A 21,134-nucleotide genomic window follows, 5' to 3' on the forward strand; every position below is an offset into this window, starting at 1 on the left:
CAGTTTACCCAAGTCGGGGCGCTATCCATAACAATTGAGACCCACCAAAGGGCGGGCCTGGATTCAGTCGTGTTTTTTCATCAGGTGCGGGGATATGTTCAGCTCTCGCGACTGGCGCGAACGGCGACGGCAGCGGCGCCACAACCACACACCGATATAGAGCACAAACAGGCCGACGGCCAGAATGATCGCCGAGCCCAGCGGGCTGGCATTCAGCTCGCCAAGGGCCGGTGGGCGACCCAGCAGGCTGGCGGCGCCAGCCATGGCTAGCAACACACCGCAGGTTGCCAGCAAGGCCGCAAACGCGGCGCCGAATCGAAAACGCCAGTTGCGTTGCCCTTTGGGCCGCAGGCGGCGTGCATCAAAACCATCGGATAACTTCATTCCGACCTTCCTCAATGGGTATCGGCCCTTCGACCGGGAGTTGTCCGGGATGTTCCTGAGGCTAAGTCAATTGCAGCAAATGAGAGGCTTTTGTGGATGAGCGGCGGTATCGACCGCTCACCGAGGCCGATCAGATCAGGTCGTGAGTCAGCGCGAGGGTGGCGAAGTTATCCGCCATGATCGCCATTTCCGTGTGCTGCACATGCTCGGCCGTGAGTACGCCACCCTTGTAGGGCAAATCGCGGGTCGCGCAGGCGTCTTCCACCAACGTGCAGCGAAAGCCCAGGTTTTTCGCCGCGCGCACGGTGGTGCTCACGCTGGAATGACTCATGAAGCCACAAACGATCAGGTCCAGGGAGCCCAGTTCTTGCAGTCGATCGTACAATTGGGTGCCGTGAAACGCGCTCGGCAACAGCTTGCCGATAATGGTTTCATCGCCCTGCGGCTCAAGCCCCGGGATGAACTCACCGCGTTCGCCTTGTGGATCGAACAGACCACCCACGGTACCCAAGTGACGCACATGCACAATCGGCCGACCCGCCGCGCGGGCAGCGGCGACCAGTTGCTTGATGTTCGCGACGGCAGCATCCATGCCGCTCAGGGCCAACGGACCACTGAGGTATTCTTTCTGGGCATCGATGATGACTAGGGTCGCGTGACCCAGATTGGCTGCTGCGTAACCGCGGCCGCTGAGTTGAAACATCGTTTTTGGAACGGACATTCTGGGGCTCCTTGGAGTGGGGCTTTTGCGACATTGTCCTCTGGCTGAGCGGTTCTGTGAATCGCTACTATCGCAAACGCCGTCGTTGCTGGCGTGCAGCCTTGTCAAGATGCACATTTTGTTCAATAGCCACCGGCAAAAATGGATATGTCCTACATCTGATCCGGTATTTTTCCCGCGTCGTCGTGGCGCGTTTTGGCTGTTAGAATCGCCAGTCGTTTTTTCTGGAGTCTACCCCCGTGATCACTTCCCGCCTTCGTACCCTGCGTGACCATATCCGTTGGGCCGTCAGCCGCTTCCATGGGGAGGATCTGTTTTTCGGCCATGGGACCGACAACGCTTGGGACGAAGCCCGTCAACTGGTGCTCGGTGCCTTGCACTTGCCGTGGGAAATCGCCGACAGCTACCTGGACTGCAATCTGGAAGAGGACGAGGTGGTCAATCTGCAACGCTTGCTCAAGCGTCGTATCGAACAGCGCATTCCCACCGCTTACTTGCTGGGCGAGGCCTGGTTCTGTGGCATGTCGTTCATCGTCGACGAGCGCGTACTGATCCCGCGTTCACCGATTGGCGAACTGATCGAAAAACGTTTCGAGCCTTGGTTGGGCGCCGAACCTGCACGCATTCTCGACTTGTGCACCGGTTCCGGTTGCATCGGCATCGCCTGTGCCTATGAGTTCCAGAAGGCCGAAGTGGTGCTGGCCGACCTGTCGTTCGAAGCGCTGGAGGTGGCCAACCAGAACATCGAGCGTCACGGCGTGGATGAGCGGGTGTACACCGTTCAAGGTGATGGTTTTGACGGTTTGCCGGGTCAGCGTTTCGACCTGATCGTGTCGAACCCACCCTATGTCGATGCGGAAGATTTTGCTGACATGCCGGACGAATACCAGCATGAACCGGAATTGGGCCTGGCCTGTGGCGATGATGGTTTGAACCTGGTGCGACGGATGCTCGCCGAAGCGGCGGATCATTTGACCGAGAAGGGCTTGCTGATTGTTGAAGTGGGCAACAGCCAGGTGCATGTCGAGGCGCTGTACCCGGAAGTCGACTTCGCCTGGCTCGATTTCGAACGTGGCGGGCATGGCGTGTTCATGTTGACCGCAGAGCAGTGCCGCGATCATCAAGCGTTGTTCGCTTCCCGCGTCTGACCCTTAAAAGCAAAAGATCGCAAGCTCCTACAGGATTTACACAGTCTCTGTAGGAGCTGTCGAGTGCAACGAGGCTGCGATCTCTTGATCTAACGGTGCGTGGCGATCCAGATCAACAACCCCGCCTGAAACACCGCAAACGCCACCAGGCACGAAATGGTGAAGCGCAGCCCGGCGTCTTCACGTTTGTACTTGCTGACTTTCTCTTCGTGTTTCTTGAGCTTCACTTCCTGCTCGGCCAGATTCTGCTCAGCCTGCTGAAGCATCTGCGCCGCCTCGATGATTTCCACCACCTGCAGCTTTTCGCTGTTCCAGTCAGCCTTCAGGTCGCCGACCTGAACCTCTTTGACGCTGCCTTTCAGATGCTGGGCGTCGGCGTACACCACCTCAAAGCCGTGCGCTTTGAGAAAGCTATCGCGGCGCAGGCGCGTGTCTTCGTTCAGCGCATCTTTATTGTTCAGGTCAGTGCCGTCAACGGTGTAGCCGGGCCATCTTTTCTTCGCCCAGGTGATGCCTTGCGCGGCCATGAACCGACCGATGCCACGGTTGACCGGTTCGACCTGCAGACCGCTGTCCGGTCCGAAATGCACACACTTGGTGGTGTGATCGACCCACACATCCAGATGATTCTGCTCTTTGCGCACACGCTGGCCGGGCAGTGTGATGCTCATGCGCATCAGGCTGTATTCCTTGCTGGTGCGCTCGGCGTAACCGAACTCGACAAAGCGCAGTGGCCTGCCACCGGTGTTGCGGTCGGTTTGCAGCGGCGCCAGGCGGAGCATCTTGTGGTGCTCGACGTGGACGTCCGCCCACGGCAGCTCGACCGCTGGCGGTACGTCTTTTTCAGCGGTGGTGTCGGGTGAAGTCTGGGTATCTGTCATCGCGGCGAGTCCTGTCCAAGCTCTGCTTGTCGCCTGCCATAGCGCTGGCGACAAAGGCTTATCGGCCGTTTTTTTCAGGACTGGAGGGCTAGCCGTTTAACTGGTGTGAAGTCCGTCGATAAACCCGAGGATTCGCGTGCCGAGTTCGGCGGCCAGTGGCAATTGTGGATCCTTGTAGGACGCCAGTTGCCGTTTTACATCGTTGGGCACGATGCGCATGACGTGGTTCATGCCTTCGATCACCGCCAGTTCGGCATCCGGTTTGGCGGCCTTGAGCATCCTGGCGTCACCCACGCCGACCTGGATGTCATTGCTGCCCTGGATGATCAACGCAGGCATCTTCAACTTCGCGAACGCCACGGCCGGATCCTGGCGGAACAGTGAAATCATGTACGGCTGCACACTCGGGCGGAAAATCGCCTGCAGTTGTGGCGGCACGTTATCGTCGGTGTGGCCGGCCTTGAGGCTGTCGAGCAACTCATTGCTGCGCTGCATCAACGGCGGCGGCAGGCGATTGCTCAATTGCTGGCGTATAACCTCGTCGATCGGCCGGGCGCTGCCGGACAAGGAAATCACCGCAGCGGCATCGACGCTCGGTGCGGCAAGGGTGGCAATCAACGCGCCCTCGCTGTGGCCCAGCAAAATCAGTTGGCCGAAGCGTGGATCGGTTTTGAGCTTGCGGGCCCAGGCCTCGGCGTCGGACACATAGGCTTCCACTGACAGATTGCGCTCGTCTGGCGCCGCCGCGAGGCTCGCTGCAACCCCGCGTTTGTCGAAACGCACGCTGGCGATGTTGTGTTTGGCCAACACCCAGGCCAGCCGTTTGAGGCTGTCGTTGCGTCCGCCCTCGGTGTTATTACCGTCGCGATCCGTAGGGCCGGAGCCGGAAATGATCAGGACAACCGGCACCGGAGTGTCGGACTTTGGCAGCAACAGCGAGCCGAAAAGCTCTCCGCTACCGGTATCCAGAGTGATCGGGCGTTGCAGGACAGTGGCCTGGGCAAAGCCGGTAAACAGGGTAAGAGTCAAGACTAGAACTCGCAGCATCATCACGCCATCATTCACAAAGGTGCCGGTTGGACTCGCAGGCACCCATAAGGTTCGAGGATGAACTACTTGGGTAGCCTGCGTATACTGGCGCGCATAACGTATTCAGGTTCATTTCACGGAGCGTCCTGCATGTCCGGCAATACCTACGGCAAGCTGTTCACTGTCACCACCGCGGGCGAAAGCCATGGTCCGGCGTTGGTCGCCATTGTCGACGGCTGCCCGCCGGGGCTGGAGATCTCCCTTGAGGATTTGCAGCGCGATCTGGATCGCCGCAAGCCCGGCACCAGCCGCCACACCACTCAGCGCCAGGAAGCCGACGAAGTCGAAATCCTCTCGGGCGTGTTCGAGGGGCGTACCACCGGTTGCTCCATCGGCCTGCTGATCCGCAACACCGACCAGAAGTCCAAGGACTACTCGGCGATCAAGGATCTGTTCCGCCCGGCCCACGCCGATTACACCTACCACCACAAATACGGCGAACGCGATTACCGCGGCGGCGGTCGCAGCTCGGCGCGTGAAACCGCGATGCGCGTGGCGGCTGGTGCAATCGCCAAGAAATACCTGGCCACCCAAGGCATCGTCATTCGCGGCTACATGAGCCAGCTCGGTCCGATCGAAATCCCGTTCAAGACCTGGGATTCGGTAGAAGAAAACGCGTTTTTCTGCCCTGACCCGGACAAGGTGCCGGAGCTGGAAACCTACATGGACCAGTTGCGCCGCGACCAGGATTCGGTCGGCGCGAAAATCACCGTGGTCGCCGAAGGCGTGATGCCGGGCCTCGGCGAGCCGATCTTCGACCGTCTCGATGCCGAACTGGCCCATGCGCTGATGAGCATCAACGCGGTCAAAGGCGTGGAAATCGGCGCCGGTTTCGCCAGCGTCGCCCAGCGTGGCACCGAACACCGCGATGAAATGACCCCGCAAGGTTTCCTCAGCAACAACGCGGGCGGCATTTTGGGCGGGATCTCGTCGGGTCAGCCGATCGTTGCGCACCTGGCACTCAAGCCAACCTCAAGCATCACCACGCCCGGCCGTTCCATCGATATCCACGGCAACACGGCGGAAGTCATCACCAAAGGTCGTCACGACCCTTGCGTCGGCATCCGCGCAACGCCAATCGCCGAAGCGATGATGGCCATTGTGCTGATGGATCACCTGTTGCGTCATCGCGGGCAGAATGCCGACGTGCGTGTGAGCACGCCGGTGCTGGGTCAGCTTTAATGGCTGACCTTAATGCCGCTGCGGTCTGACGACGTGGCGGCGCTCCCGTACTGGCGGCTTTCCAGTTTCTATCTGTTCTATTTCGCCTTGCTCGGGTCGACAGCGCCGTTTCTGGCGCTGTACTTCGATCACCTGGGTTTTTCCAGCGCGCGCATCGGCGAACTGGTGGCGATCCCGATGCTGATGCGCTGCGTGGCGCCGAACATCTGGGGCTGGCTCGGCGACTACACCGGCAGACGCCTGGCCATCGTGCGCTTCGGTGCGGTGTGCACGCTGCTGACGTTCTCGCTGATTTTCGTCAGCAAGACCTACGCCTGGCTGGCGATGGTCATAGCCTTGCACGCGTTCTTCTGGCACGCGGTATTGCCGCAGTTCGAAGTCATCACCCTGGCCCACTTGAAAGGGCAGACGTCGCGCTACAGCCAGATCCGCCTCTGGGGTTCCATCGGATTCATCATCACCGTGGTCGCGCTCGGCCGGTTGTTCGAATGGCTGAGCCTGGACATTTATCCGGTGGCGCTGGTGCTGATCATGGCCGGGATCGTCGTGAGCAGCTTGTGGGTGCCCAACGCCGAACCCGTTCACGGAGAACGACCGGCGGCGGACGGGTTTCTCAAACAACTGCGCAGCTCCGGGGTTCTGGCGTTTTACGGGTGCGTGGCGCTGATGCAGATGAGTCACGGTCCGTATTACACCTTTCTGACGTTGCACCTTGAGCGACTCGGTTATAGCCGTGGCGTGATCGGGATGCTCTGGGCGGTCGGCGTGGTTGCCGAAGTCCTGATGTTTCTGGTCATGAGCAAGATCCTCGCGCGGTTCTCGGTGCGTCGGGTGCTGCTGGCGAGTTTTCTGCTGGCGGCGTTGCGCTGGTTGTTGCTGGGTTCGTTCGCCGAGCTTCTGTGGGTGCTGCTGTTTGCCCAAGTGCTGCACGCCGCGACATTCGGCAGCTTTCACGCCGCTGCCATCCAGTTCGTGCAACGTAGCTTCGGCGCGCGCCAGCAAGGGCAGGGCCAGGCGTTGTATGCCGCGCTGGCCGGCACCGGTGGCGCACTGGGCGCGTTATATGCCGGCTACAGCTGGAACGCCCTTGGCGCCACATTGACCTTTAGTATTGCAAGCCTCGCAGCCCTGGCGGCTGCCGTTATCATTGCCACACGACTGCAAGAGGACAGGCCATGAGCCTTACCCGTGAACACCTCGCCCAGGAAATCATCGACGCCGGGCGTTTTCTGTATGGCCGCGGCTGGTCGCCGGCTACCAGCAGCAACTATTCGACCCGCCTGTCGGCGACCGAAGCGCTGCTGACAGTGTCCGGCAAGCACAAAGGCCAGCTCGGTGTGGATGATGTGTTGGCCACCGACCTGTCGGGCAATAGCCTGGAACCAGGCAAAAAGCCGTCCGCCGAAACCCTGCTGCACACCCAGCTTTACAACTGGCGCCCGGAGATCGGCGCGGTGCTGCATACCCATTCGGTGAACGCCACTGTGCTGTCACGCCTGACCCCGGGTGAGTACATCGAGTTCGAAGACTACGAACTGCAAAAAGCTTTCAGTGGTATCTCGACCCATGAATCCCGGGTGCGCGTGCCGATTTTCGACAACGATCAGGACATTGCGCGCCTCGCCGCCAAGGTGCAGCCTTGGCTTGAGGCTCATGCGGATTGTGTCGGCTACCTGATTCGCGGCCACGGCCTCTACACCTGGGGCGCGCGCATGAGCGATGCGCTGCGACAGATCGAAGCCTTTGAATTTTTGTTCGAGTGCGAGTTGAAGACGCGCTCGCTCTTTAACCGTAATGCATGAACCGTTAAGGAGTTGCCCTGATGAGCAGCCTGTCCGTTTACCACGTCTCAAGCCCTGACATTCCGAACAAGGTGTTGACCCATTTCGAAGACATCGCCTCGACCCTGGCCGAGCAGGGCGTGCGTTTCGACCGCTGGCAAGCCACGGCGAAAATCCAGCCCGGCGCCAGCCAGGAAGAAGTGATTGGCGCGTACCAGGAGCAGATCGACAAGCTGATGACCGAACGCAGTTACGTCACGGTCGATGTGATCAGCCTGAACAGCGATCACCCGCAAAAAGCTGAATTGCGCGCCAAGTTCCTCGACGAACACCGCCATGGCGAAGACGAAGTACGATTTTTCGTCGCTGGCCGTGGGCTGTTTACCCTGCACATCGACGATTATGTCTATGCGGTGCTCTGCGAGAAGAACGACTTGATCTCGGTGCCCGCCGGCACGCCTCACTGGTTCGACATGGGCGAGCATCCGCATTTTGTGGCAATTCGCCTGTTCAACAACCCTGAAGGCTGGGTGGCCAACTTCACCGGCGAAGACATCGCCAGCCGCTTCCCGCGTCTTGAGGACTGAGCTGATGCCGATCAAAGCGATTCTCACCGACATCGAAGGCACCACCAGCGCGGTGAGTTTTGTGTTCGACGTGCTGTTTCCCTACGCCGCCAAGCACTTGCCGGACTTCGTTCGCCAACACGCCGAACGCGCCGATGTGGCCGAGCAACTGACGGCCGTGCGCCGGGACAGCAATGAACCTGAGGCTGACGTCGAGCGAGTCATCGACATTCTGCTGGGCTGGATCGCCGAAGACCGCAAGGCCACGCCGCTCAAGGCGTTGCAGGGAATGGTCTGGGCGCAGGGTTATCAGGCCGGGCAGTTGAAAGGCCACGTTTATCCGGACGCCGTTGAAGCGCTCAAGCGCTGGCATCAGGAAGGTTTCAAACTGTTTGTGTATTCCTCGGGCTCGATTCAGGCGCAAAAGCTGATTTTCGGCTGCTCGGAGGCGGGGGATCTGTCGCCATTGTTCAGCGGCTATTTCGACACCACTTCGGGGCCCAAGCGTGAAGCGTCGTCTTATGCGCGCATCACCCAGGCCATCGGCGTCGAGCCGTCGCAGATTCTGTTTTTGTCCGACATCGTCGAGGAACTCGACGCGGCGCGCACGGCCGGCATGGCGACTTGCGGGCTGGCCCGTGAGGGCGGGGAACTGGCGGGGCATACGACCGTGGACAGTTTCGCGCGGATCGACCCTTCCGATTTCTAAGCCTCGACGCACATAACCTGTGGGAGCGGGCTTGCCCGCGAAAGCGGTGTATCAGTTAATACATGTGTCGACTGATACACCGCCATCGCGAGCAGGCTCGCTCCCACAGGGGATCGGAGTACCGTCTTACACAAAACAGGCCGTGGAGCGAAAGCTCTCACGGCCTGTTTGTTTGCAGCGTACTTATTTATACAACCGCAGGTTTTACGCCGAGTGATACGTCGGCAGGGCAAACCGTTGCTGGCTTTGCAGCATGGAGATCTGCGGCAGTTCGCTGGCTTGTTCGGCCAAGTCACGACGGATCGCACTGATTACCCAGGACAACTGATCGCCAGCATGCAATTGCTGGTAGGAAATCGAACGCTTGAACACTTTGCCTTCGGTGCTGCGCAGGGTCAGCAGAATGCCACCGTCAGGACGCGGCTGGGTGGTCACATCGAAGTTGGAGAACAGGGAGGTAAATTTTTCTTGGATCAGGCTCATGTCTATCAGCTCCGTTAGCACTTGATTAGCAAGCATGGAGAGGTAGTTGCAGTGATTGTGCCAGCACCTGATTTTTTAAAAATCGTTATAAATCAATAGGTTAATTTTTTAGTGATTTTTGGGTTTCGTGCAAACTGCATGAAAGGCCATCGTGCATCCTGCATTTTGCGTGGTCGGGCACGATTCAATGGAACCATTTGCCCGCACTGAGGTTCACGGTTTTCACCCCGCTGGTGCAGATACAAAACATTTCAAAAACTGCGTGTACAGCTGAAGAACCGCTGACGTATTTTCGGTTTCATAGAACGCCGCCCGACAATAAAAAGATCTAACGGGAGCACGCATGAGCGACACGATTACCTGGGGCATGATGCTCCGCAAGCTGCCTTCCATTGCCAAAACCATTCCCCGAGTGGTGAAAGGCATGAAAGTCGCTAACGTCAAGGACCCGACCCAACCGTGTGGCCTCGGCTGGACGTTCGAGCAAGCCACCTTGCGCAACCCTGATGGCCCCGCGTTGATGCAAAACGATGTGGCGCTGAGTTATGCACAGGTCAACCAGTGGGCCAATCGCATCGCCCATCACCTGATTGCCCAAGGCATCGGCAAGGGCGATGTGGTGGCGGTTTTTCTCGAGAACCGCCCGGAACTGCTGGTGACGATATTGGCCGTGGCCAAAGTCGGTGCGATCAGTGCCTTGCTCAACACCTCACAAACCCGCGACACACTGGCTCACAGCCTGAACCTGGTAACGCCCGTGGCGATCATCGTCGGCGAAGAACTGGTCCCGGCCTTCAGCGCGGTCCGTGAAAGGGTGTCGATCGATACGACGCGCACCTGGTTCGTTGCCGATCAAGACACCTACAGCCATCCCGGTGTCGCGCCCGCCGGTTTCATCAATCTGATGACTGACGCCGCCACCGCGTCCAGCGAGAACCCCGTCAGCAGCCAGCAGGTCTTTTTCGACGATCCCTGTTTCTATATCTACACCTCCGGCACCACCGGGTTGCCCAAGGCGGGCGTCTTCAAGCACGGTCGCTGGATGCGCAGCTCGGTGAGCTTTGGCCTGATCGCCCTGAATATGCAGCCTCAGGATGTGGTCTATTGCACCTTGCCGCTGTATCACGCCACCGGGCTGTGCGTGTGTTGGGGTTCGGCAATCAACGGTGCCTCAGGATTTGCCATCCGCCGCAAATTCAGCGCCAGCCAATTCTGGCAGGACGTGCGCAAGTATCGGGCGACCACCCTGGGGTATGTCGGTGAATTGTGCCGCTACCTGGTGGATCAACCACCCAGCGCCGATGACAACCAGCACCCAGTGACGAAGATGATCGGCAACGGCCTGCGTCCCGGTGCCTGGCGCGAGTTCAAGACGCGCTTTGGCGTCGGGCACATCTGTGAGCTGTATGCCGCCAGCGACGGCAACATCGGGTTCAGCAACATTCTCAACTTTGACAACACCATCGGTTTCTCCCTGATGGCCTGGGAGCTGGTGGCCTACGACCATGACAGCGGCATGCCGACGCGTAATGCCAAGGGCTTCATGCGCAAGGTCGGCAAAGGCGAGCAGGGCCTGTTGCTGGCGCGGATCGACGAGAAGGCGCCACTGGACGGCTACACCGATCCGCAGAAGACCGAGAAAGTTGTCCTTCACGACGTGTTCGTGAAAGGCGACCGTTACTTCAACACCGGCGATCTGCTGCGCAACATCGGTTTTGGTCACGCGCAATTCGTCGACCGGCTGGGGGACACCTACCGCTGGAAGGGTGAAAACGTCTCGACCACCGAGGTCGAGAACATCCTCCTGCAACACCCGAATATTTGCGAAGCCGTGGCCTATGGCGTCGAAATCCGCAACACCAACGGACGAGCCGGCATGGCCGCAATCACACCGGCGGAGTCCTTGGCGACCCTGGATTTCAGCGAGCTGTTGGCATTTGCCCGCGAGCGAATGCCCGCGTATGCGGTGCCGCTGTTCCTGCGGGTGAAAGTGAAAATGGAGACCACCGGCACCTTCAAATACCAGAAGACCCGGCTCAAGGACGAAGCCTTCGACCCCGCTAAAACTGGCGACGACCCGATCTATGCCTGGCTGCCCGGCACCCAGACTTATGTGCAAGTCACCGATCAGGTGCTGGCGGATATTCACGGCGGCGCTTTTCGTTATTGAAAGCAGCGCTATTGAATGTGGCTATGGCGGACCTTGAGAAAAAAGAAGTGACAGCTTCGGGGCTGCTCTGGAAACTGTCGGCTTTGCGAATAACCGAACGTGGAGTGCCCGATGTCTGACCAAAGCCGCCAGATGACCCCCGAAGAAGCCGCCGAATTTGCCGAGCAGGTCTTCAACAAAGCACGCGAGGGCGATGCGGCCATGATGGCTGCGCTGCTGACCAAAGGCCTGCCGCCGAACCTGCGCAACCACAAGGGCGACACCTTGCTGATGCTCGCCGCTTACCACGGTCATGTGGAAACGGTAAAAGTACTGCTGGAGCACAAGGCCGACCCGGAAATCCGCAACGACAACGGCCAGAGCCCGATTGCCGGTGCTGCGTTCAAAGGCGACCTGGCGGTGGTCCAGGCGCTGGTGGAAGGTGGCGCACAAGTCGAAGGCTCGTCCTTTGACGGTCGTACTGCGCTGATGATGGCGGCGATGTTCAACCGCGTCGAAATCGTCGACTACCTGATCAGCAAAGGCGCCGACCCGAAAGCCAAGGACGCCAATGGCGTGTCCGCGCTGGATGCTGCGAAAACGATGGGTGCCGTCGATACCACTGCGCAATTGCAGAAACTGCTCGGCTGATCGGCTACGGATTAGGGGGCGTAATGCGCTATCCTTCGCGCCCTCAAAATTCACTCGCTACAGGATCCGCCCCATGAAAGCCGCACTCGTCGAACTCATCAGCAAAATCAGCTCCGGGTGCATGAGCGATGACGAAATCCTGAAAGTCGCTGGGGAAGCGGCCCAGGCCTACGCCGATCCCGAAGCTTTTCTGACGGCCAATCCGGATATCAACTACGACGACACCTTCCCGATTCCGCTGGGCGAGTGGGTGGTCGTCGGCAGTCTGCCGGAGACCGTGCTGTTCCAGGCCGACACCTACATGGATCTGTTCGCGCAGATCGTCGCCTCGTTCGGCCCCGGGGTGGATTTCAACATCAAGCCCAAGCAGCTGGCGAAAACCGAAGCCCTGACCGCGCTCAACCGCATTCAGGTGCAGATGGGCAGCATGAACAAGGAAAACGGCGGTTACACGCTGATGAACTTCAGTCAGTTGCTCGATGACGAGTTGCAAGTGGTGCTGGTCTACGGCAACGACGTGCCTCGCGTGCTGGAACTGTGCGCCGAAGTCGGCATCGCTGCCGCGCCTTCGCTCGAAGCCCTCAAAGTCGCGATTCACGTTTAAAAAACGGAACCCTCGCAAGGCCCGGCTATCCTAAGAGTGCATACCACTCTTAGGAGCGACACCATGGGTTCCACGTTCAACGGTCTGATTGGCCTGATCATTCTTGCCCTGGATATCTGGGCAATCATCAACGTGCTCAAAAGTGGCGCTGAAACAGGGATGAAAATCATCTGGGTGCTGCTGATCCTGCTGCTGCCGGTCCTGGGCCTGATCATCTGGGCCATCGCCGGGCCACGGGGTAATGTTCGGATCTGATCTCTCTCTGAAGGTCGACGCCTTACCTGTGGGAGCGGGCTTGCCCGCGATGGAATCACCGCGGTGCAGCTGATAGACCGCAGCGATTTCATCGCGGGCAAGCCCGCTCCCACAAAGGATTGTGTCGACTCATCAAGTGAGGTTCGACCTGTCATCTTCCGCGACGTAGAATGCGCGCCTTTCCCGGTCAATCGAACCGATCGATTGGCCATCATGGGCGGGTAACCGTCCGTTGCCACCCGCATTCATCGGAGCACTTCCCATGAGCACTACCCCAACCAGCGAATACCTGGAAACCCTCTACGAAGGCTACGGCCAGCGTTTTCGCATGGAAAAACTGCTGCACGAAGTGCGCACCGAACACCAGCACCTGGTGATCTTCGAAAACCCGCGCATGGGCCGGGTGATGGCGCTGGACGGCGTGATCCAGACCACCGAAGCCGATGAATTCATCTACCACGAAATGCTCACCCATGTGCCGATCCTGGCCCACGGCAGCGCCAAGCGCGTACTGATCATCGGTGGCGGCGACGGCGGCATGTTGCGTGAAGTGGCCAAACACGGCGGCGTCGAGCACATCACCATGGTCGAGATCGACGGCACCGTGGTCGACATGTGCAAGGAGTTTCTGCCGAACCACTCCAAAGGTGCGTTCGATGATCCACGCCTGAACCTGGTGATCGACGACGGCATGCGTTTCGTCGCCACCACCACTGAAAAATTCGACGTGATCATTTCCGACTCCACCGACCCGATCGGTCCAGGTGAAGTGCTGTTCTCGGAAAACTTCTACCAGGCTTGCCGTCGCTGCCTCAACGAAGGCGGCATTCTGGTCACGCAGAACGGCACGCCGTTCATGCAGATCGAAGAAGTCAAAACCACCGCCGGCCGCCTGCGCAGCCTGTTCCCGGACTGGCACTTCTATCAGGCCGCCGTGCCGACCTACATCGGTGGCTCGATGACCTTTGCCTGGGGCGCGACCAATACTGCGTATCGCAAATTGTCCCGTGAAACCCTGCAACAGCGTTTCGCCGGCAGCGGCATTATCACCCGCTACTACAACCCGGAAATCCACATCGGCGCCTTCGCCTTGCCGCAATACGTGCTGCAAGCAGTGAACAAGCCAAGCAACGACTAAACTGAAGATGTACGCATAACCCTGTTGGAGCGAGCGTGTTCGCTCCAACAGGTTATATTTTTCATGCCTTTACGGTGTATTTCGTTGAACGATCAGTCAGGCCAAAAGTCCAGATAGAGGTAAGCCCATTTGCGGGTTTGTTCGAGGAGGCACTGATGCAAAAGTGGAAAATCACTTTCGTGGATGATCACGGTGAAACAGTCGACGAAGTCTTCGAGCGCGACGAGTGCCCGGATAACGAGCAAGCCGCCAAACTCCTCAAGGAAAGACTTTTTCCTGTCGCTGCCGAACTGGATCTGAATGATCTGGAAGGGCGAACGGCTGACGCGAGTGTCAAAAGTCTTAAAGCCCAAAACAGCATACAAATCCTCGGCATTACTCCCGTCTGATACAACTTCTGGCACATTCTTGAAACACCAGGCCTTGGCAACGGCTCTATCTTGGCGCTACTCTGCAATCGAGATCAGCGAACGGATCGCTAAGGTCTGGTCTTGTCAGCTACATGCTTGCTTCCCACCGGCAACATCGTTGCCGCATCGCTCGCACCCATCGGTTGCGAGTGCCGGGAATACGGAAAGTCTATCCATCAATTTGAGGGGGACGTTTCATGAGCACAGCCTATCAAGAAGACATCAGCAGCAGCGTGCTGCGCCGCATGAAAGAAGGCGGTTTTGACTTTTCACGATTCCATCCCATCGAGTTCTACGCCATTTTCCCGGATGAGGAACGGGCACGCAGGGCGGCAGGGCATTACTGTGGTGAATCCTTGAATGCACAAATCAGCGTGCGCGATGACGGCGCATGGGCGCTGGAACTGAGCAAAGTGATGTACGCCACCTATGACGGGATTGGCGACTTTGAGCAGGATTTCGAAGCGGTGGTCGAGCCTCTGGGCGGCATCATCGAAGGGTGGGGCGTCAAACAGGAGGTACGAGGGCTACTCGCATAACGCTATGAACAGTGACAACGCTCAGCAACGGCTGACCTTCGGGTTGGCCGTTTTCGTTTGTGGGGTTTGAAGATCAAGATCAAAAGATCGCAGCCTCGTTGCACTCGACAGCTCCTACATTGGAATGCGTTCTTTGTAGGAGCTGTCGAGTGCAACGAGGCTGCGATCTTTTGATCTTCAATTTGCTTCATAACGTTTCAAGGAATCAAAAAAAACCGCCTGAGCAGGCGGCTAAAGGGAAGTTTCGGTCAGATTTTGCAGCGGATGCGTGGATTATCCGTATCGACTCCCGGGCAGTGAAATCAACTCTGACTATGCTGGTGATAGGCGAGAACTTCGCCTTGCAATGAAGCGGGGGCTGTCAGCTTGGGGCGTTTGCTGCACAGGATTGGTGCGGTACTAACGCAGGCATTATCCAACTGATTGATATCAAAGCGTTTCTGCCGATGGCACGGGCCTTGCGAAGCCTAGATGTCCGGGTGACAAGGAGTACGGCATGATCCGCACCTATTTTGATGAGATGTACGATGCCGGCGGCCAGGTCCGCCCGCATTATCGGGAGTTTGCCCGTTGGCTGGCCGAGACGCCTGACGAGCTATTGGCACAACGGCGACGCGAGGCCGATCTGTTGTTTCATCGCGCCGGGATTACGTTCACGCTTTACGGTGATGAGCAGGGGACAGAGCGCCTGATTCCCTTCGACACCATCCCCCGCAGCATCCCCGCCAGCGAATGGCGGATTGTCGAACGCGGCTGTATCCAGCGGGTCAAGGCGCTAAACATGTTCCTCGCCGACCTGTATCACGAGCAACGCATCATCAAGGCCGGCATCATCCCGGCCGAACAAGTGCTGGCCAACGAGCAGTACCAGTTGGCGATGCAGGGGTTGGACCTGCACCGCGATATCTATTCGCACATCTCCGGCGTCGACTTGGTGCGTGATGGCGACGGCACGTACTACGTGCTCGAAGACAACCTGCGCACACCGAGCGGCGTGAGCTACATGCTCGAAGACCGCAAGATGATGATGCGCCTGTTCCCCGAGTTGTTCGCGGCCCAGCGCATCGCGCCCATCGACCACTACCCGAATCTGTTGCTCGACACCCTGAAAAGCTCCAGCCCGATCGATAACCCGAGCGTGGTGGTGTTGACGCCGGGCCGCTTCAACAGCGCGTTTTTCGAACATGCCTTCCTGGCGCGGGAAATGGGCGTTGAACTGGTGGAGGGCGCTGACCTGTTCGTGCGCGATGACAAAGTGTTCATGCGCACCACGGACGGGCCGAAAGCCGTCGACGTGATCTATCGTCGTCTCGACGATGCTTTTCTCGATCCCCTGGCGTTCAACCCTGATTCGATGCTCGGCGTGCCGGGGCTCTTGTCGTCATACCGCTCCGGCAACGTAGTGCTGGCGAATGCCATCGGCACCGGGGTCGCGGACGACAAGTCGGTGTATCCGTTTGTCACGGACATGATCCGTTTCTACCTCGATGAAGAACCGATCCTGAAAAACGTGCCGACGTTCCAGTGCCGTAATCCCTCTGAACTGTCCCACGTGCTGGCCAACCTTCCAGACCTGGTGGTCAAGGAAACCCAAGGCTCCGGCGGTTACGGAATGCTGGTGGGGCCGGCGGCGACGGCGGCGGAGATCGAGTCGTTCCGCGCGCGGATCAAAGCCAAACCCCATGCGTACATCGCGCAACCGACGCTGTCGTTGTCGACGTGTCCGACCTTTGTCGAAAACGGCATCGCTCCACGGCACATCGACCTGCGGCCGTTCGTATTGTCTGGCCGCGAAACCCGGGTTGTGCCCGGCGGTTTGACCCGTGTCGCCCTGCGCGAAGGCTCCCTGGTGGTGAATTCCTCCCAGGGCGGCGGAACCAAGGACACCTGGGTAGTCGAGGATTGAAGGAAGCTTGCCATGTTAAGTAGAACTGCCTCGGATTTGTATTGGATGTCGCGTTACCTGGAGCGGGCGGAAAACCTCGCACGGATGCTCGACATCAGTTATTCGCTGTCGCTGATGCCACAGGATGGTCGCGGCGACGGTCTGCACGAATTGGCCATGCCATTGCTGATCACCGGAACCCTGGACGATTACCTGGAGCGCCACGGCGATTTGCACGCCGAACGGCTGCTGCATTTCTTCGCCCTGGACGCCGCCAACCCGGCCAGCATCTACAGCTGTCTGGGCGCTGCACGGGCCAGTGCCCATGCGGTGCGTGGGCGAATCACCGCCGACATGTGGGAAAACATCAACGCCACCTGGCTGGAAATTCGCGGGATTGCCGATCAGGGCTTGAGCCGGTACGGCATGAGCCGTTTCTGCGAGTGGATCAAGGAGCGTTCCCACCTGTTCAGGGGCGCGTCCTACGGCACGATCATGCGCAACGATGCGTTCCGCTTCATTCGCCTGGGGACGTTTATCGAACGGGCCGACAACACGTTGCGCCTGCTCGACGCCCGCTATGAAATGGCCGGCGATCAGGCCGAGGCGGTCAGCGATGGTACCGCTCACGCCTATTACCAGTGGAGCGCGTTGCTGCGGGCATTGTCATCGTTCGAGGCGTACACCGAGATCTATCGCGATGCTCCCGGCGCCCGCCATGTCGCCGAGCTGCTGTTGCTGCGAGCTGACGTTCCGCGTTCCCTGCGCGCCTGCACCGAAGAAATCGACCAGATCCTCGCCCAGTTGCCGGGGGCCAATGGCCGTCCCGCGCAACGTCTGGCGGCGGAGATGGACGCGCGCCTGCGCTACACCGGCATCACCGAAATTCTCGACGAAGGCCTGCATGCCTGGCTGACCGAGTTCATCCCGCTGGTGCGCCAGTTGGGTAACGCCATTCACAGTTCCTACCTGGAGGCTGCATGAGACTTTCCATTAGCCACGAGACCACCTATCACTACGAAGATCAGGTGCGGGCGAGCATCCAGTATTTGCGACTGACTCCCCACGACAGCGAGCGCCAGCATGTTCTGAGTTGGCAGCTCGACCTGCCGCGCCCGGTGCGCGCGCAACTGGACCCGTTCGGCAATATCCTGCACGTGCTGACCATGGACGAGCCGCATGAAGCGATCATCATCGGCGCCCGTGGCCAGGTCGACATCGACGAACTGCGCGAAGCCGAACACGAAAGCCAATCGGCGCTGCCGTTCCTGCGCTTCACCCGACTGACCGAAGCGGACGAAGCCCTACGTGCGTTTGCGGAAAAAGAATGCAAGAAACGTCGGGATCGCACCGCGCTGATCGACTTGATGCATGGCTTGAACTCGCACATGACTTACACGCCGGGCTCCACCGAAGTCGACACCAGCGCCGCCCAGGCTTTCGCCGGGCGTGCAGGCGTCTGCCAGGACCACACCCATGCGTTCCTCGCCTGCGCGCGCAGCCTGGGCATTCCATCGCGTTATGTGTCGGGTTATTTGTACAGCGAGAACAGCGAGCACCTGGCCAGTCACGCCTGGGCTGAAGCCTGGCTGGATGACGCCTGGTACAGCTTCGATGTGACCAACGAACTGGCCCGGCCGGAGCGCCATTTGAAACTGGCCGTGGGCCTGGATTATCTGGACGCCTGCCCGGTGCGCGGCATGCGGCGCGGTGGTGGGTGTGAGCAGATGCACGCGAAGGTGTTTGTATCGCCAACGCCGATGCCTGCGCCGGTAATCTCCGTCCAGCAACAATAATCCGCAACACCACAAACCTCCTGTGGGAGCGGGCTTGCCCGCGATGGCGGCTTGTCAGTCACACATTTATTGACTGAAAGTCCGCCATCGCGGGCAAGCCCGCTCCCACAATGGGATTGATGTCAGGGCTTAACCTTGCGTCCCGCCATGTGTTTCAGATACCCCACCAACATCTCCAGATCGCCATCCGGCAACACCGACTGCGCAAACCCCGGCATCTTCGCCTGCGGCCACTGGCGCAAACTCTGCGGATCACGAATGTAGCGCTTGAGAAAATCCGCCCCGAAGTATTCGGTCGGGCTGAACGGAATATTCAAGTCCGGCCCAAACTGCGCGTCCCCCGCACCATTGAGTCGATGGCAGGCCAGGCAATTCTTCTGAAACAGCGCAAAGCCTTTATTCACCGGATCATCCGCCTTCAACGCAGGATCAGGCAGCAGGGCAGGGAAGCGCTCGGCCACGGGCGCCATGCGCTTGATGCTCGCCACTTCGAACGGCCATTGCTCGGGGCTGATATTGCCGGCTTGTGGATTGGTCCACACCAGATAAAACGGTCCGGCGCTGTGCTTGCCTTCGGACAGTGGTGGCCACGGCTTGGCCGGGTCCTCAATCGCCAACCATGCGCGGGCGCCCTTGGTATTGAGTAATGGCGCCGCCGACAACTCCGCGGCAAACCCGTCCAGCGCCACGGCTTGCAGATGATCGTCAGGCTTGATGCCGGTCAATAACGCGCTCAACGGAACAGCGCGATAGCTCATGTCCCGTTTGTAGGAAACGTCGTTACTGATGGTGATGGTCTGGGCTTGAGGGTGCTTGAGCAACTCCTCGGTCTGCCAGGTGCGACTGTTCGCGCCCAGCTCCAGATTCAGCTGTGCGGCATACAGGGGCGAGCCGAGCAGCAAGGCCCCGAACAAAATAAGCGTTTTCAAAATGATCGCCGTCCATGTCGTGAGAGTGCCATAAATGTTGGCACACCCACGCTGGCCCGGGTAGCGAGCCAGTCACATTTTTAAGAGGGCGATAGAAAACCTGGCGCCGTTAAATGATCGACTAGCCGATCACCTTCGTCAGGTTCGGCAAAATCAACAACAGCGTAGTGGCGAATAAAATGAGCCCGGCTTGACGTACTTTCGAATGTTTGAACATGGCTTGACCGCCTTTTTTGTTATTTCCTGATGCCTGCCTGCATATCTCCATGACGGCGAGCGTTGCACTTCCTGTAAGACGAGCGCCTCGGCAAAACCCGACGACAACTTAGTACATGTTCACCTTAGAGCCCGCGTCACGCTTGGTTTAGATCCATTTCATATGGTTTGCGTGCTACAGGCTATTAAAAAGGCATGAGGCCTATTGCCAGCTTCTTGGGCGCCCTTTTGCTAGACAGCTTGGTGACGTGAATCGGTTAATCCACGGCTTGGCGACCGTCCGTCTGAGCGTGTCCGTCAACGCCAGTGAGCATTGCGGTCATTGAATCGGCGCGGGCTCGGAATAAGGTGGAGGCTCAGTGTTTACTCACCGCCAGGTTCGAGGATGTCATGACTCAAGCTTTGATTTTCGATGCGTTACGCACGCCCCGTGGCAAAGGGAAGCCTGAGGGCTCCCTGCACAGTGTCAAGCCGGTGAATCTGGTGGCGGGGCTGCTTACGGCATTGCAACAGCGCATGTCTCTGGACACCAGCCAAGTGGATGACGTGGTGCTCGGCTGTGTCACGCCAATCGGCGATCAAGGCTCCGATATCGCCAAAACCGCAGCACAAGTGGCCGATTGGGACGTCAGCGTGTCAGGCGTGCAGATCAACCGCTTTTGCGCTTCGGGACTGGAAGCCGTGAACCTGGGCGCGATGAAAGTCCGTTCCGGATTCGAAGACCTGGTGGTGGTCGGTGGCGTCGAGTCCATGTCTCGCGTGCCCATGGGCAGCGACGGCGGCCCTTGGGCGCTGGACCCGGAAACCAATCTGCATAGCCATTTCACCCCGCAAGGCGTGGGCGCCGACCTGATTGCCACGATTGAAGGTTTCAGCCGCCAAGACGTCGATGCCTACGCGTTGTACTCCCAGCAGAAAGCGGCCCGGGCCCGCGCCGATGGTTCGTTCAACAAGTCGCTGGTGCCGGTGCAGGACCAGAACGGCATCATCCTGCTCGATCATGATGAATTCATCCGCGCCGAATCCACCCTTGAAGGCCTGGCCAAACTCAAGCCGAGTTTCGAGATGATGGGGCATATGGGTTTCGACGCCACCGCATTGCGCGTGTACAGCCATGTCGAGCGGATCAACCACGTGCACACTCCGGGCAACAGCTCCGGGATCGTCGATGGCGCGGCGCTGATGCTGATCGGCTCCGAGGCCAAGGGCCGGGCACTGGGGTTGCAGCCACGGGCGCGGATCGTTGCCACTGCGGTGACCAGCACCGATCCGACCATCATGCTCACCGGCCCCGCACCGGCTACGCGCAAGGCATTGGCCAAGGCCGGGTTGCGAGTCGAAGACATCGACCTGTTCGAGGTCAACGAAGCTTTCGCCTCGGTGGTGCTCAAATTCATCAAGGACATGGCCATCGACCCGGAAAAGGTCAACGTCAACGGCGGCTCCATCGCCATGGGGCACCCGTTGGGCGCCACTGGCTGCGCGATTCTCGGCACCTTACTCGATGAACTGGAAACCCGGCGCCTGCGCTACGGCCTCGCGACCCTGTGTGTCGGCGGCGGCATGGGCATTGCCACCATCATCGAACGCCTCTGAGCCCCGACCTTAAGGAACAAAT

The 21,134-nt window shown here is 59.2% G+C and carries 22 protein-coding genes and 1 pseudogene; 17 read left to right on the forward strand and 6 right to left on the reverse strand.

Annotated elements, in window-relative coordinates; all coding sequences use genetic code 11:
* Positions 1-63 precede the first annotated feature (63 nt).
* Complete coding sequence (locus BLQ41_RS14245) at positions 64-384, reverse strand: hypothetical protein (protein ID WP_090181803.1); 321 nt, start codon at positions 382-384, stop codon at positions 64-66.
* Positions 385-514: 130 nt separating this feature from the next.
* Positions 515-1,105, reverse strand: coding sequence for a cysteine hydrolase family protein (locus BLQ41_RS14250; RefSeq protein WP_090181805.1), 591 nt, complete (start codon positions 1,103-1,105; stop codon positions 515-517).
* A 239-nt stretch (positions 1,106-1,344) separates the two neighbouring features.
* Between BLQ41_RS14250 and prmB the strand changes: the two genes are divergently transcribed.
* A complete protein-coding gene (gene prmB, locus BLQ41_RS14255; protein WP_090181807.1) occupies positions 1,345-2,253 on the forward strand; it encodes a 50S ribosomal protein L3 N(5)-glutamine methyltransferase in 909 nt (302 codons plus the stop codon).
* 89 nt (positions 2,254-2,342) lie between these two features.
* On the opposite strand, the gene BLQ41_RS14260 is transcribed toward prmB, so the two are convergent.
* Positions 2,343-3,134, reverse strand: a complete 792-nt coding sequence (locus BLQ41_RS14260) for a hypothetical protein (protein ID WP_090181808.1) — start codon at positions 3,132-3,134, stop codon at positions 2,343-2,345.
* Between the two features lie 96 nt (positions 3,135-3,230).
* A complete protein-coding gene (locus tag BLQ41_RS14265; RefSeq protein WP_090181810.1) occupies positions 3,231-4,184 on the reverse strand; it encodes an alpha/beta hydrolase in 954 nt (317 codons plus the stop codon).
* 129 nt (positions 4,185-4,313) lie between these two features.
* Between BLQ41_RS14265 and aroC the strand changes: the two genes are divergently transcribed.
* From aroC to mtnC, 5 genes are read left to right on the forward strand one after another with little or no spacing between them, the layout of a single operon-like run.
* The gene (gene aroC, locus BLQ41_RS14270; protein ID WP_090181812.1) at positions 4,314-5,405 is read left to right on the forward strand and encodes a chorismate synthase; all 1,092 of its coding nucleotides are present in this window, start codon (positions 4,314-4,316) and stop codon (positions 5,403-5,405) included.
* A gap of 12 nt (positions 5,406-5,417) precedes the next feature.
* Positions 5,418-6,584: an MFS transporter gene (locus BLQ41_RS14275; RefSeq protein ID WP_167360486.1), complete on the forward strand. Its 1,167-nt coding sequence runs from the start codon at positions 5,418-5,420 to the stop codon at positions 6,582-6,584.
* Complete coding sequence (locus tag BLQ41_RS14280; protein WP_090181814.1) at positions 6,581-7,207, forward strand: methylthioribulose 1-phosphate dehydratase; 627 nt, start codon at positions 6,581-6,583, stop codon at positions 7,205-7,207. Before BLQ41_RS14275 ends, BLQ41_RS14280 begins: the two co-directional genes overlap by 4 nt.
* Before the next feature lie 20 nt (positions 7,208-7,227).
* On the forward strand, positions 7,228-7,773 hold the full coding sequence (locus BLQ41_RS14285; protein WP_090181815.1) for a 1,2-dihydroxy-3-keto-5-methylthiopentene dioxygenase: 546 nt from the start codon (positions 7,228-7,230) through the stop codon (positions 7,771-7,773).
* A 4-nt stretch (positions 7,774-7,777) separates the two neighbouring features.
* Complete coding sequence (mtnC, locus tag BLQ41_RS14290; protein ID WP_090181817.1) at positions 7,778-8,461, forward strand: acireductone synthase; 684 nt, start codon at positions 7,778-7,780, stop codon at positions 8,459-8,461.
* A 204-nt stretch (positions 8,462-8,665) separates the two neighbouring features.
* On the opposite strand, the gene BLQ41_RS14295 is transcribed toward mtnC, so the two are convergent.
* The gene (locus BLQ41_RS14295) at positions 8,666-8,944 is read right to left on the reverse strand and encodes a DUF3509 domain-containing protein (protein WP_090181818.1); all 279 of its coding nucleotides are present in this window, start codon (positions 8,942-8,944) and stop codon (positions 8,666-8,668) included.
* Between the two features lie 343 nt (positions 8,945-9,287).
* Here BLQ41_RS14295 and BLQ41_RS14300 point away from each other — a divergent pair, with 343 nt between their 5' ends.
* The 10 genes from BLQ41_RS14300 (at position 9,288) to BLQ41_RS14350 (ending at position 18,371) form a co-directional block, all read left to right on the forward strand.
* Entirely contained in the window at positions 9,288-11,114 is a 1,827-nt protein-coding gene (locus BLQ41_RS14300; protein ID WP_090181819.1) for a long-chain-acyl-CoA synthetase, read from the forward strand.
* A gap of 111 nt (positions 11,115-11,225) precedes the next feature.
* The gene (locus BLQ41_RS14305) at positions 11,226-11,744 is read left to right on the forward strand and encodes an ankyrin repeat domain-containing protein (RefSeq protein ID WP_090181821.1); all 519 of its coding nucleotides are present in this window, start codon (positions 11,226-11,228) and stop codon (positions 11,742-11,744) included.
* A 73-nt stretch (positions 11,745-11,817) separates the two neighbouring features.
* A complete protein-coding gene (locus BLQ41_RS14310; protein WP_090181823.1) occupies positions 11,818-12,348 on the forward strand; it encodes a hypothetical protein in 531 nt (176 codons plus the stop codon).
* Positions 12,349-12,411: 63 nt separating this feature from the next.
* Complete coding sequence (locus BLQ41_RS14315) at positions 12,412-12,603, forward strand: PLDc N-terminal domain-containing protein (protein WP_090181824.1); 192 nt, start codon at positions 12,412-12,414, stop codon at positions 12,601-12,603.
* A gap of 262 nt (positions 12,604-12,865) precedes the next feature.
* Positions 12,866-13,741, forward strand: coding sequence for a polyamine aminopropyltransferase (gene speE / locus BLQ41_RS14320; RefSeq protein WP_090181826.1), 876 nt, complete (start codon positions 12,866-12,868; stop codon positions 13,739-13,741).
* Between the two features lie 155 nt (positions 13,742-13,896).
* Positions 13,897-14,130 (forward strand): hypothetical protein, encoded by a 234-nt coding sequence (locus tag BLQ41_RS14325; protein WP_090181829.1) that lies wholly within the window; start codon positions 13,897-13,899, stop codon positions 14,128-14,130.
* Between the two features lie 218 nt (positions 14,131-14,348).
* Positions 14,349-14,690, forward strand: coding sequence for a ribonuclease E inhibitor RraB (locus tag BLQ41_RS14330; RefSeq protein WP_090181832.1), 342 nt, complete (start codon positions 14,349-14,351; stop codon positions 14,688-14,690).
* 496 nt (positions 14,691-15,186) lie between these two features.
* Positions 15,187-16,596: a circularly permuted type 2 ATP-grasp protein gene (locus tag BLQ41_RS14340; RefSeq protein WP_090181836.1), complete on the forward strand. Its 1,410-nt coding sequence runs from the start codon at positions 15,187-15,189 to the stop codon at positions 16,594-16,596.
* A 12-nt stretch (positions 16,597-16,608) separates the two neighbouring features.
* A complete protein-coding gene (locus BLQ41_RS14345; protein ID WP_033055742.1) occupies positions 16,609-17,559 on the forward strand; it encodes an alpha-E domain-containing protein in 951 nt (316 codons plus the stop codon).
* Positions 17,556-18,371: a transglutaminase family protein gene (locus tag BLQ41_RS14350; protein ID WP_090181837.1), complete on the forward strand. Its 816-nt coding sequence runs from the start codon at positions 17,556-17,558 to the stop codon at positions 18,369-18,371. The genes BLQ41_RS14345 and BLQ41_RS14350 overlap by 4 nt, the downstream gene beginning before the upstream one ends.
* A 122-nt stretch (positions 18,372-18,493) precedes the next feature.
* Here the strand turns inward: BLQ41_RS14350 and BLQ41_RS14355 are convergent.
* A pseudogene (locus BLQ41_RS14355) lies at positions 18,494-19,316 on the reverse strand (c-type cytochrome).
* Positions 19,317-19,906: 590 nt separating this feature from the next.
* On the opposite strand from BLQ41_RS14355, the gene BLQ41_RS14360 reads away from it, so the two are divergent.
* Positions 19,907-21,112 (forward strand): acetyl-CoA C-acetyltransferase, encoded by a 1,206-nt coding sequence (locus BLQ41_RS14360; RefSeq protein ID WP_090181841.1) that lies wholly within the window; start codon positions 19,907-19,909, stop codon positions 21,110-21,112.
* Positions 21,113-21,134: the final 22 nt, after the last annotated feature.

It is taken from the genome of Pseudomonas arsenicoxydans (genome assembly GCF_900103875.1).
Lineage (GTDB): Bacteria > Pseudomonadota > Gammaproteobacteria > Pseudomonadales > Pseudomonadaceae > Aquipseudomonas > Aquipseudomonas arsenicoxydans.